The 12,287-nt window shown below is 75.8% G+C and carries 9 protein-coding genes; 8 read left to right on the top strand and 1 reads right to left on the bottom strand.

Annotated elements, in window-relative coordinates; genetic code table 11:
- Positions 1-2: 2 nt before the first annotated feature.
- Genes BLW63_RS09925 through BLW63_RS09915 form a run of 3 tightly spaced genes read left to right on the top strand, consistent with a single transcriptional unit; the run spans position 3 to position 2,896 of the window.
- Positions 3-359 carry a CU044_2847 family protein gene (locus BLW63_RS09925; protein WP_091154535.1) on the top strand — a complete coding sequence of 119 codons (357 nt, stop codon included), beginning with the start codon at positions 3-5 and terminating at the stop codon, positions 357-359.
- A gap of 32 nt (positions 360-391) precedes the next feature.
- Positions 392-2,446 carry a CHAT domain-containing protein gene (locus BLW63_RS28555; RefSeq protein WP_091154531.1) on the top strand — a complete coding sequence of 685 codons (2,055 nt, stop codon included), beginning with the start codon at positions 392-394 and terminating at the stop codon, positions 2,444-2,446.
- A 39-nt stretch (positions 2,447-2,485) separates the two neighbouring features.
- The gene (locus BLW63_RS09915; protein ID WP_091154528.1) at positions 2,486-2,896 is read left to right on the top strand and encodes a TolB family protein; all 411 of its coding nucleotides are present in this window, start codon (positions 2,486-2,488) and stop codon (positions 2,894-2,896) included.
- 53 nt (positions 2,897-2,949) lie between these two features.
- On the opposite strand, the gene BLW63_RS09910 is transcribed toward BLW63_RS09915, so the two are convergent.
- Positions 2,950-4,476, bottom strand: coding sequence for a Mur ligase family protein (locus BLW63_RS09910; protein WP_091154525.1), 1,527 nt, complete (start codon positions 4,474-4,476; stop codon positions 2,950-2,952).
- Between the two features lie 124 nt (positions 4,477-4,600).
- On the opposite strand from BLW63_RS09910, the gene BLW63_RS09905 reads away from it, so the two are divergent.
- The 5 genes from BLW63_RS09905 to BLW63_RS09885 all read left to right on the top strand — a co-directional run bounded on the left by BLW63_RS09905 (position 4,601) and on the right by BLW63_RS09885 (position 12,251).
- The gene (locus BLW63_RS09905; RefSeq protein WP_091154522.1) at positions 4,601-6,409 is read left to right on the top strand and encodes an ABC-F family ATP-binding cassette domain-containing protein; all 1,809 of its coding nucleotides are present in this window, start codon (positions 4,601-4,603) and stop codon (positions 6,407-6,409) included.
- A 79-nt stretch (positions 6,410-6,488) separates the two neighbouring features.
- Positions 6,489-6,941, top strand: coding sequence for an SRPBCC family protein (locus BLW63_RS09900; protein WP_091154518.1), 453 nt, complete (start codon positions 6,489-6,491; stop codon positions 6,939-6,941).
- 242 nt (positions 6,942-7,183) lie between these two features.
- Positions 7,184-10,060, top strand: coding sequence for a Na+/H+ antiporter subunit A (locus tag BLW63_RS09895; RefSeq protein ID WP_091154515.1), 2,877 nt, complete (start codon positions 7,184-7,186; stop codon positions 10,058-10,060).
- Positions 10,057-10,548: a Na(+)/H(+) antiporter subunit C gene (locus tag BLW63_RS09890; protein ID WP_091154512.1), complete on the top strand. Its 492-nt coding sequence runs from the start codon at positions 10,057-10,059 to the stop codon at positions 10,546-10,548. The genes BLW63_RS09895 and BLW63_RS09890 overlap by 4 nt, the downstream gene beginning before the upstream one ends.
- Complete coding sequence (locus tag BLW63_RS09885; RefSeq protein WP_170856716.1) at positions 10,545-12,251, top strand: Na+/H+ antiporter subunit D; 1,707 nt, start codon at positions 10,545-10,547, stop codon at positions 12,249-12,251. The genes BLW63_RS09890 and BLW63_RS09885 overlap by 4 nt, the downstream gene beginning before the upstream one ends.
- Positions 12,252-12,287 lie beyond the last annotated feature (36 nt).

Here is a 12,287-nt window from a genome sequence, read left to right as displayed (position 1 = left end):
GCATGGTGCACCAGTTGGTGGAGTTCCCACTGCAGGACGGCGGCACCGTGGTCGTCCAGGTCGAGGACGGCCACGGGGGCGGTGGTCAGGTCACCCGCGGCTGGGGGGACCAGCAGCCGCCCAGGGTCGTCGAGCAGGCCAGGCAGACCTTCGAGCAGGCGGTGGGCCGCGTACAGCCGGCGGTGCAGGCGCTCCTGGGCCAGCTGCGGACCCTGGCGGAGGCGCCGGAGGAGGTACAGGTCGAGTTCGGCCTGCAGTTGAGCGCCGAGGTGGGGGCCTTCGTCGCCGGCGCCAGCTCGACGGGCAACTTCAAGGTGTCGATGACCTGGCACCGGCGGCCCGGGCCCGGCGGCCCCTAGTCGCGCTCCTACAGGCGGCCGGGGGAGGCGCCATGCCGCAGCACACCTACGTGGACTTCGACCTCCTGGTCGAACCCGGGGAGGATGACGGCTACCGGGCGCGGGTGCTCAACTCCCCGGTGGGGGAGACCCGACCGGTCCCCGTATCGCTGCCGTTCTCCGACCTGGAGGTCGAGAACTTCCTGCTGCGCATCGGCCGGCCACGCCGGCAGACCACCCGGGGGGAGGGGACGCCGGAGGCCGCGGCGGTGCGGGAGTTCGGGAGCCGGCTGTTCGACGCGGTGTTCACCGACCGAGTGCGGCGGGCGCTGACCAGCAGCCTCGACCAGGTCGAGGGGCGGGAGGACACCGGCCTGCGCGTCCGGCTGCGGCTGGCCGACTGTCCCGAGCTCGCCGAACTGCCCTGGGAGTACCTCTACGACCCCGACGCCCGCCGGTTCCTGGCGCTCTCGCCGTGGACGCCGGTCGTGCGCTACCTCGAGCTCCCGCGGCGGATCCGCCCGCTGACGGTGCGGCCCCCGCTGCGCATCCTGATGATGGCCGCGAGCCCCACCGACTTCCCCCGGCTCGACGTCGTGGCGGAGTGGGAGAAGGTGCGCGACGCGCTGGCCGACCTGCAGGACGCCGGCCGGGTGGAGCTCCACCGGGTGCCCACGGGGCGGCTGGCGGACCTGCGGAGCTCGCTGCGCCGCGACGACTTCCACGTCTTCCACTTCATCGGCCACGGTCGCTACGACCCGCTGGCCGAGGACGGCGTCCTCGCGCTGGAGGGCCCGGCAGGGCGGGCGCAGCTCTTCAGTGGGGCCGACCTCGGCGCGCTGCTGTCCGATCACAAGAGCCTGCGACTGGCGGTGCTCAACTCGTGCGAGGGAGCCCGGGGTGGCCGCGCCGATCCCTACTCCGGAACGGCGCAGAGCCTGGTCCACCAGGGCATCCCCGCGGTCGTGGCCATGCAGTTCGAGATCACCGACGACGCGGCCATCACCTTCGCGCACAGCCTCTACGAGGCCGTCGCCGACGGCTACCACCTCGACGCCGCCATGGCCGAGGCCCGCAACGCCGTCCGGGACGAGCCCAACCCCGTCGAGTGGGCGACCCCGGTGCTCTACCTGCGGGCGCCGGACGGGCGCATCTTCGACCTCCCGGCGCGGCCGGCCCCGTCCGTTCCCACCGGGCAGGGGGCGGTCGCCGAGCCGGTCCCCGCCGACCGGCCCGCCGTGCCGCCGCCACAGCGGGACGACGCGGCGGCCCGCCCGCCGCGCGACCGCGTCCCCCCACCGACCCCGCGGGCCCGCCCGACCCCGAAGCCGGCCGCCGGCGCACGCCCGGCCGCGGAGCCGGCCACCGGCGCACGCCACGGCGAGGTGGCCGGGTCGTCGGGCCCGCCTCCCACCCCGGGCCTGCCCACGACACCCACCCGGGTCGTCTCGCCGGCCCCCGCGCCGGCGTCCCGGCCCACGCCGGCCGTCACGCCGACGGCGCCCGTCACCCCGACGCCGCCCGTCACCCCGACGCCGTCCGGCGGCCGTCGGCGGGACCGGCTGGTGGCGGGCGCGGTCGGCCTCGCCGTCCTGGCCGGCGCCGGGATCGGCGGCTACCTGCTCCTGGGGGACCCCGACGCCCCGTACGAGGAGCCGCGGACACCCACGACCACCGCGCCCGCCCCGACGCCCGACCCCCTGCTGCCACAGGGGCCTCCGCTGTCTCCCACCACCCTCGTCGTCCCGCGGGCCGTGGACGAGGACACCGATCTGTACCTCATGGACGCCGGCGGGGGCGTCGGGCAGCGACTGACCACGGAGCCGGGCGAGGACGTCGGCCCGCTGATCTCGGCCGACCGGTCGACGATCGTCTACCAGCACGCGTTCGCGCCGGGTCAGTACGAGCTGCGCGCCATGGGCACCGACGGCTCGGGCGACCGCCCGCTGCCGGTGGAGGGCTGCCCGTCCCCGGACCGGCCCGCCTGGAACCCCGCCGACAGCACCCAGCTGGCGGTGGCCTGCACCGTCGAGGGCAGGACCGACCTGCGGATCGTGACCGTGGACGGGACGACCGTCCGCGACGACCTCGACCCGGGCGTGTCCTAGCTCAGCGACCTCACGTTCTCCGCCGACGGGAAGCAGGTCGTGTACTGGGGGACTGACACCCCCGACCTCGACGGGGACGGGCACCTGTACTCCCTCCCGGTCGACGGGTCGGGGGGCGCCGTCCAGTTGACCGACGTCGCGGGCAACGCGGACCCGGTCTTCTCGCCCGAGGGCACGGAGATCGCCTTCCGGAGGGCCGCGGGAGAGGAGAGCCGCATCTACGTCATGGCGGCCGACGGCTCCGCCGAGCGGCCGGTCACTCCCCGGGGCGGGTTCGACCAGGACCCCACCTGGTCCCCGGACGGGCAGTCGATCGCCTTCAAGAGCAACCGCCCCGGTGACCACCCCGGCGACCAGGTGTGGGTCGTGGGCCTGTCCGGGGACGGGCTGCGGCAGCTGGGGGCCCCGGACGGCGTGGCCGTCAACGCACCGGCCTGGAGCAACCGGTGAGCCGGAGCAGCGGCGGCGGGACGCCAGCGCGGCGGGCGGCCCGGGAGGCCGGGTCAGCAGGCGCGCCCGTGCAGGTCCTCGTCGTCGGCGTGCAGGGTCGCCAGCGCCGTGGCGGCGACCTCGGCGTCGTCCAGGTGGACCGCGTCGCGCGGATCGGTGGTGTCCAGCAGCCGCGTCTCGTGGCCGCGGCCCACGACGAGGACGACGTCGGCCGGCCCGGCAGCGCCCACCGCGGCGGTGATCGCCTGCCGCCGGTCGGGCACCGTGCGCACCGGAGCCGTCGAGCCCAGCAGGCCGACCCGCAGCTCGGCGCGGATCGCGGCCGGGTCCTCGCCGTGGCTGCCCTCGTTGGTCAGCCACACGCGGTCGGCGGCGCGCGCCGACTCGCCCAGCCCCTGGCGCTTGTGGCGGTCCCGCCGGCCACGCGCGCCGAGCACCAGGTGCACCCGCCCACCGCTGCCGGTGAGGTCACGGGCGGTGTCGACCGCGGCGGCCAGCGCGCCCGGCGTGTGCGCGTAGTCGACCACGACGACCGGGCGCCCCCGCCCGCCGAGCACGGTGTTGCGCCCCAGCGGTGGGGCCACCGCAGCCAGGCCGGCGGCGATCCGGTCCGGCGGGACGCCCAGCACCCGGCCGGTGGCCCAGGCCGCGGCCAGGTTGGTCACGTGCACCCGGCCGACCAGGGGGCTGGACACCCGGTGCCCGCCGGTGTCGTCCGCCAGCAGCACCTCGGTCCCCGCCGCGCCGGTCCGCCAGCCGAGCACCCGCACGTCGGCGTCCGCTCCCGACCCGACCCGGGTCACCGGCACCACCGCCTGGTCGGCCAGCCGGCGTCCCCACAGGTCGTCGGTGACGACGACGCCTGCGCCGGTCCGGCCGGCCTCGAACAGCCGCGCCTTGCTGGCCCAGTACTGCTCGAGGGTGCCGTGGTGGTCGAGGTGGTCCTCCTCGAAGCCGGTGAACACCGAGACCTGGAACGCCAGCCCGTCCATGCGGCCCACGTCCAGCGCGATGGAGGAGGCCTCCACCACCGCCCGCTGCGCCCCGGACTCGACCATCGCGGCCAGCAGCTCGTGCAGCTCGGGCGCCTCCGGCGTGGTCAGGGCCGTGCCCCACGAGGTACCGGCGACCTGCGCGCCGAGGGTGCCCACGACGCCCGTGCAGTCACCACCGGCCTCGAGGACGCCGCGTACGAGCGCGCTGGTCGTCGTCTTGCCGTTGCTGCCGGTCACCCCGACCAGCCGCAGCGCTCGTGCCGGGTCGCCGGCCAGCAGGGCGCCGAGCGGACCCAGCTGCGCCCGGACCGTGGGCACGCACAGCTGGGGGAGCCGGCTGTCGACCGGCCGGTCGACGAGCAGGGCCGCGGCCCCCGCGGCCGCCGCGGCGGGGACGTGACGGTGGCCGTCGCTGGTCGCGCCCCGGACGCAGGCGAACAGCGACCCGGGGACGACGCGCCGCGAGTCGGTGACCAGGCCGCGCACGGTCAGCTCGTCGGCGCCGCCGGACCGCGTGACCGGCCCGCCGGGGACGGTGCGGGCCCGCCGCTCGACCTCTGACCAGGGGATCCACGGCAGGCGCACCGCACCGAGGGTAGAGCCACTCCAGCAAGCGCGCCGACCGGAGCGGGGTCGACACCGGTCGGGCAGCGAGGCCACGGACGGTCGGCTCCTCGGCCGGGAGCGGCCGCGCGGATACTGGCGGGTGATGAGCGCGCCCCTCAACCTGGTCAACCTCGAGCGGGTGCACAAGGCCCACGGCACCACCGTCCTGCTCGACGACGTCTCGCTCGGCATCGCGGCCGGCGAGCGGATCGGCGTGGTCGGCCGCAACGGCAGCGGCAAGTCCACGCTGCTCGGCGTCCTCACCGGTCGCGAGGAGCCCGACTCCGGCCGGGTGACCCGCCGAGGGGACCTGCGCGTAGGCGTCCTCGACCAGTCCGGCACGCTGCCGCCGGGTGCGACGGTGCGCGACGTCGTCCTGCCCGAGAGCCTGTTCGCCGCCGAGCACGAGTGGGCCGCCGACCCGGCCGTGCGCAGCGTGCTCACCGGCCTGGAGCTCGACCGGCTGGGGCTGGACGCCCCGGTCGCGCCGATGTCCGGCGGCGAGCGGCGGCGGGTGGCGCTGGCCGCGCAGCTGGTCCGGCCGCTGGACCTGCTGGTGCTCGACGAGCCGACCAACCACCTCGACGTCGAGGGCGTCGCCTGGCTGGCCGACTACGTGCGGGACCGGGTCGGCGCGCTGGTCGTCGTCACCCACGACCGCTGGTTCCTCGACGAGGTCTGCACCCGGACCTGGGAGGTCGCCGACGGCCGGGTGCAGGCCTACGAGGGCGGCTACGCGGCCTACACCCTCGCCCGGGCCGAGCGGGCCCGGATCGCGGCGGTCACCGAGGAACGCCGGCTCAACCTGGTCCGCAAGGAGCTGGCCTGGCTGCGCCGCGGGCCGCCCGCGCGCACCAGCAAGCCGCGGTTCCGCATCGAGGCGGCCCAGGCGCTGATCGAGGACGAGCCGCCGCCGCGCGACTCGATGGCGCTCCAGGGCTTCGCCGCCCGCCGGCTCGGCAAGACCGTCTACGACGTGGAGGACGTCGACCACGCGGTCCCGACCGACGACGGCCCGCGGACCCTGTTCCGGGACCTCACCTGGCACGTCGGCCCCGGCGACCGGATCGGCCTCGTGGGCGTCAACGGGGCGGGCAAGACCTCGCTGCTGCGGCTGCTGATCGGGGAGACCGAGCCCGACCGCGGCCGGGTGGTGCGCGGGCAGACTGTCGCGCCGGCGTACCTGTCCCAGCACGTCACCGAGCTGCCCGGCCGGCTGCGCGTGCTGGAGGCCGTCCAGGAGATCGCCCGCATCGCCCGGATCGGCAACCAGGAGATCTCCGCGTCGTCCCTGGCCGAGCGGTTCGGCTTCCCGGCGTCCCGGCAGTGGACCCCGGTCGGCGACCTCTCCGGCGGCGAGCGGCGCCGGCTGCAGCTGCTGCGGCTGCTCATGGCCGAGCCGAACGTGCTGCTGCTCGACGAGCCGACCAACGACCTGGACATCGACACGCTCACCGCGCTCGAGGACCTGCTCGACGGCTTCCCCGGCACCGTGCTGGTGGTCAGCCACGACCGGTACTTCGTCGACCGGGTGTGCGACTCGGTGGTCGCGCTGATGGGCGACGGCTCGCTGGCCGCGCTGCCCGGTGGGGTCGAGGAGTACCTGGCCCGCCGCGCGGCGGGGGAGGCGGCGCTCCCCTCGGCCGCCGCGCCGGCCCGGGCGCCGGCGGCGTCCGCCGCCCCGGCCCGCTCGGCCGGCGAGGTGCGCGCCGCCCGCAAGGAGGCCGCCCGGCTGGAGCGGCGGCTGGAGAAGCTCGCCGCCGAGGAGGAGGACCTGCACGGCCGGCTGGCCGCCGCCGCGACCGACCACGCGCGGGTGCTAGAACTCGACGAGCGGCTGCGCGCCGTGCTCGCCGAGAAGGAGCAGGTCGAGACCGACTGGCTGGTGGCCGCGGAGCTGGCCGAGGGCTGAGCCGGGATCGTCGTCCCCCGGTGGGACGGTGACCCCGCCACCGGACGGTGGCGCTGGGCGACGACGGGACGAGGCAGCCATGCAGGACGTGGAGGTGCGCCGGCACGTGGCGGCACCGGTCGAGCGGGTATGGGAACTGGCCACCGACCTCGAGGGCGCGCCACGGGTGGTCAGCGGGATCGAATCGGTCGAGGTGCTCACCCCGGGGCCCTTCGCCGTCGGGACGCGGTGGCGTGAGACGCGGCGGATCTTCGGGAGGTCGGCGACCGAGGAGATGACCGTGACCGCCGTCGAGCCGCACCGGTCCTACACCACCGAGGCGTCGGGCCCGGGCGTCCGGTACGTGTCGGGGTTCGCGTTCGCGCCGTCCGCAGGGGGTGGGACGGACGTGACGGCGAGCTTCGGCGCCGAGCCGACGACGACGGTGGCGCGGGTCCTCGGGGCGCTCACCGCACCGCTCGGCCGGCGCGCCATCGCGAAGGCGCTGGCGCAGGACGTGGCCGACATCGCCACGGCGGCCGAGCGGGGCTGACGCCTCCGGTCCCGGGCGCCGCAGCGCCCGGGACCGGTCCAGGCGGTGGCCTCCGCCCACGAGAGCGGGCTGATCCGGCCCGGCAGGTAGGCTGAGGTCACCGCCGGCCGTCGTCCGACCGACGTCGCTGGTGTTCCCGAGCCGCCCAGCGACTCCCGGAGACACGTGACCGAGCGTGCGAGATCACGCATGAACGCAGCCTCGTCGAGCACGCAGACGACGAGCGCCAGCGAGGAGGATGCGTGCTCGTACTGCTGCTCCTCCACCTGATCGCCGGCGTCCTGGCGCCCGTGCTCGTGCAGTGGTGGGGGCGGCAGGCGTTCCTCGTCCTCGCGCTCGTGCCCGCCGCCGCCTTCGGCTGGGTGCTGTCGCGCCTGGGCCCGGTGCTCGCCGGCGAGGACGTGCGCGAGACGGTGCCGTGGATCCCGGCGCTCCAGCTGGACGTCGCCCTGCGGCTGGACGCCCTGGCGCTCGCCTTCGCCGCGGTGGTCACCGGCGTGGGGGCGCTGGTGCTCGTCTACTGCGCCCGCTACTTCGCCCCGGGCGAGGAGGGCACCGGCCGCTTCGCCGGCTGCCTCACCGCGTTCGCCGGCTCCATGCTCGGCCTCGTCGTCGCCGACGACCTCTTCCTGCTCTACGTGTTCTGGGAGCTCACCACCGTCTTCTCGTTCCTGCTGATCGGGGGCTCGGGACGGCGGCTGGCCGCACGGCGGGCGGCGTCGCAGGCGCTCGTCCTGACCACCGCCGGCGGGCTGGCGATGCTGGTCGGGCTGATCCTGATCGGCCAGGCCAGCGGCTCGTTCCTGCTCTCGGAGGTCGTCGCCGACCCCGGCAGCGGCCCGGCCACGACCGCCGGGACGGCGCTGGTGCTGGCCGGCGCGGTCACCAAGTCCGCGCTGGTGCCGTTCCACTTCTGGCTGCCCGCGGCCATGGAGGCGCCGACGCCGGTCAGCGCCTACCTGCACGCCGCGGCGATGGTGAAGGCCGGCGTCTACCTGGTCGCCCGGCTGGCCCCGGGGCTGGCCGACGTCCCCGGCTGGCGGCCGGTCGTGCTCGGCCTGGGCGTGGCGACCATGCTGGTCGGCGGCTACCGCGCGCTCCGGCAGAAGGACCTCAAGCTGCTGCTGGCCTTCGGCACCGTCAGCCAGCTCGGCTTCCTGGTGGCGCTGGTCGGCGCGGGCAGCCGCGAGCTGGCCGCTGCCGGGCTGGCGATGACGCTGGCGCACGCCCTGTTCAAGTCCACCCTCTTCCTCACCGTCGGCGTGATCGACCACGCGACCGGCACCCGTGACCTGCGCCGGCTGTCCGGGCTGGGCCGGCGGCTGCCGCTGCTCGCCGCGATCGGGACCGCCGCCGCCGCCTCCATGGCCGGCCTGCCCCCGCTGCTGGGCTTCGTCGGCAAGGAGGCGGCGTTCACCGCGCTGCTGGACGGCGGCCTGGCCGACCGGACCGCCGCCCTCGTCGTCCTGACCGGGCTGGTGGCGGGCTCGGTGCTCACCGCCGCCTACACCGCGCGCTTCGTGTGGGGTGCGTTCGCCCGCAAGCCCGGCGTCGAGGACACCGAGCTCGAGCACCCGCCGGAGCCGCTGTTCCTCGCCGCCCCGGCCGTCCTGGCGCTGACCGGGCTGCTCCTCGGGCCGGCCAGCCCGCTGCTCGACCCGCTGGTGGGCGCGTACGCGGACACGCTGCCGCTGCTGGCCCCGGAGGTCGAGCACCTGGCGCTGTGGCACGGCTGGCAGCCGGCGCTGGCGCTGTCGGCGCTGACGATCGTCGGCGGCGCCGCGCTGTTCGCCGTCCGCGGGGCGGTCACGCGGCTGCAGCGGCGGCTGGCCGTCGGCGCGTCGGCCGACGAGGGCTACTGGAACGTCGTCCAGGGCGTCGACCGGCTGTCGGTGCTGGTCACCGGCACCACCCAGCGCGGCTCGCTGCCGGCCTACCTCGGCACCATCCTGGTCGTGGTGCTGGCCCTGCCCGGCACCCTGCTGCTCACCCGCGCCCCCTGGCCGGGCGAGTGGCGGGCCTGGGACACGCCGGTGCAGGCGGTGGTCGGCGTCGTCGTCGTGACCGCCGCCGCGCTGACGCTGCGGATCCGCCAGCGGCTCTCGGCCGTGCTCGTCGTCGGTGTCACCGGCTACGGGATCGCCGTCGTCTTCGCCCTGCAGGGCGCCCCCGACCTCGCGCTCACCCAGTTCCTCGTCGAGACGCTCACCCTCGTCGTGTTCGTGCTGGTGCTGCGCAAGCTGCCCAAGGACATCTCCGAGCGGCACCGGCCGCGCGAGCGGGCCGTCCGCGGCGTCATCGCCGTCGCGGTGGGCGCGTTCATGGCCGCCGTGGGCGCAGTGGCGCTCTCGGCCCGCACCGCGACGCCGGTCTCGGCGGCCTGGCCCGGGCCGGCGTACGACTTCGGCGGCGGCAAGAACGTCGTCAACGTGACCCTGGTCGACATCCGCGCCTGGGACACCCTCGGGGAGATCTCGCTGCTGGTCGTCGCCGCCACGGGCGTGGCCAGCCTGGTCTTCCTGCGGCGCCGCACCGGCGGGGTGGACCGCGTCGACCGCGCGCAGCTGGCCCAGGGCCGGGAGCGCGCCCGCCGGGCGCCGCGGGACCGCTGGCTGGCCGCGACCGCGACGCTCGACCCGGCGCGGCGCTCGGTCGTGCTCGAGGTGGTCACCCGGATCCTGTTCCACACCATCGTGGTCTTCTCGCTGTACCTGCTGTTCAGCGGTCACAACGAGCCCGGTGGCGGCTTCGCCGGCGGTCTGGTCGCCGGCCTGGCGCTGGTCCTGCGCTACCTGGCCGGCGGCCGCTACGAGCTGGGTGAGGCCGCGCCGGTCGCGCCGGGCCTGCTGCTCGGCGGCGGGCTGCTGTTCGCCGGCGGCACCGGCGTGGCCGGCCTGGCGCTCGGGGAGGATGTGCTGCAGACGGCGATCCTGGAGGCCACGCTGCCGGTGCTCGGCGACGTCAAGCTCGTGACCTCGCTCTTCTTCGACATCGGCGTCTACCTGATCGTCGTCGGGCTGGTCCTCGACGTGCTGCGCAGCCTGGGCGCGGAGCTCGACCGCCAGGAGGACCAGGAGGACGAGATCGAACTGTCGCCCGGGGAGGTGGTGCTGCGATGACCCCCACGGTCGTGCTGCCGGTGATGATCGGCGGGCTCTACGCGGCGGGGGTGTACCTGCTGCTCGACCGCAGCCTCACCCGCGTGCTGCTGGGGTTCCTGCTGCTGGGCAACGCCACCAACCTGCTGGTGCTGTCGACCGGCGGGCCCGCGGGGTCGGCGCCGATCCTGGGCTACTCCGAGCCGGAGGGGTTCAACGACCCGCTGCCGCAGGCGCTGATCCTGACCGCGATCGTGATCACCTTCGGTGTGGCCGCCTTCCTGCTGGCGATGATCCACCGCTCGTGGCGGCTGGCCCGCAACGAGGCGGTCGGCACCGACGAGGAGGACCGCCGGGTCGCCGCCCGGAGGGCGCTCGACGCCGACGAGCTCGACCCCGACGAGCTGGCTCCCGACGACCGCGCCGCCGGGCACGCCGACAGCCTGCACGGGGACGTCGAGGAGCTGGCGGACGACATCGACCTGCCCGCGGGGAGCGGTAGCCGGTGATCGAGGTCCTCGCCCCGCTGCCGGTGCTGCTCCCGCTGCTGGGGGCGGCCGGTGCGCTGCTGGTCTCCGGGCACCCGTCGTTCCAGCGCACCCTCAGCACCACCGTGCTCACCGCGGTGCTCGCCGTCTCGGTGGTGCTGCTGTTCGTGGCGGACGCCGAGGGCGCCAGCTCGGTCTCCGTCGGCGGCTGGCCGGTGCCGCTGGGCATCGTGCTGGTCGTCGACCGGCTGTCGGCGCTGATGCTGGTGGTCGCCTCGACCGTGGCGCTCGGCGTCCTCGTCTTCGCCGTCGGCCAGGGCGCGGCCGACGGGTCGGAGGAGACCCCGCTGTCGATCTTCCACCCGACGTTCCTGGTGCTGGTCGCGGGCGTGAGCAACGCCTTCCTCGCCGGCGACCTGTTCAACCTCTACGTCGGGTTCGAAATTCTGCTGATGGCCTCGTACGTGCTGCTCACCCTCGGCGGGACGGCGGCGCGCATCCGCGGCGGCATCACCTACATCGTGGTCAGCCTGACCAGCTCGCTGGTGTTCCTGGCCGCGATCGGGCTGGTCTACGCCGCGACCGGCACGGTCAACATGGCCCAGCTGGCCGTCCGGCTCGGCGAGCTGCCGGAGGGCACCCAGGTGCTGCTGCAGTCGATGCTGCTCATCGCCTTCGGCATCAAGGCCGCCGTCTTCCCGCTCTCGGCGTGGCTGCCCGACAGCTACCCGACCGCCCCCGCCCCGGTCACCGCGGTGTTCGCCGGCCTGCTCACCAAGGTCGGCGTCTACGCGATCATCCGCACCCAGACGCTGCTGTTCCCCGGCGGCGCGCTCGACGACCTGCTGCTGTGGGCGGCGCTGGCCACGATGGTGGTGGGCATCCTCGGCGCGGTCGCCCAGAGCGACCTGCGCCGGATGCTGTCGTTCACGCTGGTCAGCCACATCGGCTACATGGTGTTCGGCATCGCCCTGGGGACGGCGGCCGGGCTGGCCGGCGCGGTCTTCTACGTGGCCCACCACATCGCCATCCAGACGACGCTGTTCCTGGTCGCCGGTCTGGTCGAGCGCCAGGGCGGCACCACCAACGTCGACCGGCTCGGCGGACTGGCGCGGCGCTCCCCGCTGCTGGCCGTGCTGTTCTTCGTGCCGGCGATGAACCTGGCCGGCATCCCGCCGCTGTCGGGGTTCATCGGCAAGCTCGGCCTGCTGCAGGCCGGGGTCGCCGTGGGCAGCGCCGAGTCGTTGGCCCTGGTCGCCGGCGGGGTGGTCACCAGCCTGCTCACGCTGCTCGCGGTCGCCCGCGTGTGGACCCGGGCGTTCTGGCGCAGCCCGAACCAGTCGCCGGCCGAGGACACCGCCGGCGCCGCCGCCGCGGACGCCACGCTGCGCCGCCGGCCGGGGCCCCCCGACGGTGCGGGCGCGTTCGACGGGGCGGAGTCCGCCGACGGCCCGGCCCGGACCGCGCTGCAGGACGCGTGGCGACGGCACACCGCGGTGGCGACGGCGTCCGAGCCGGACCTCCCGCCGGCCGCGGGCGCGGTCCGGGCGCTGCGCCCGCTGCCGCGCACGATGGTGGGCGCCACGGCGGCGCTGGTGGTGCTGACGGTGGCGCTCACCGGGCTGGCCGGACCGCTGTACGGCCTGGCCGACCGCGCGGCCACGGACCTGCTCGACCGCACGCCCTACGTCTCGTCGGTGTTCGGGGAGGGTGAGGTCCCGTGAGCGAGCTCGCGAGCTCACGCGTGAGCACAGCAGCCA

The sequence above is a fragment of the Geodermatophilus africanus genome (genome assembly GCF_900107105.1).
Lineage (GTDB): Bacteria > Actinomycetota > Actinomycetes > Mycobacteriales > Geodermatophilaceae > Geodermatophilus > Geodermatophilus africanus.
Note: the sequence above shows the minus strand (reverse complement) of the source record. Positions and strands in the feature narration are given on the sequence as shown.

Bases quoted from the DNA above. Each gene is read 5' to 3' on its own strand.
- BLW63_RS09925 (WP_091154535.1), top strand. From the start codon at position 3: ATGGTGCACCAGTTGGTGGAGTTCCCACTGCAGGACGGCGGCACCGTG.
- BLW63_RS28555 (WP_091154531.1), top strand. From the start codon at position 392: ATGCCGCAGCACACCTACGTGGACTTCGACCTCCTGGTCGAACCCGGG.
- BLW63_RS09905 (WP_091154522.1), top strand. From the start codon at position 4,601: ATGAGCGCGCCCCTCAACCTGGTCAACCTCGAGCGGGTGCACAAGGCC.
- BLW63_RS09900 (WP_091154518.1), top strand. From the start codon at position 6,489: ATGCAGGACGTGGAGGTGCGCCGGCACGTGGCGGCACCGGTCGAGCGG.
- BLW63_RS09890 (WP_091154512.1), top strand. From the start codon at position 10,057: ATGACCCCCACGGTCGTGCTGCCGGTGATGATCGGCGGGCTCTACGCG.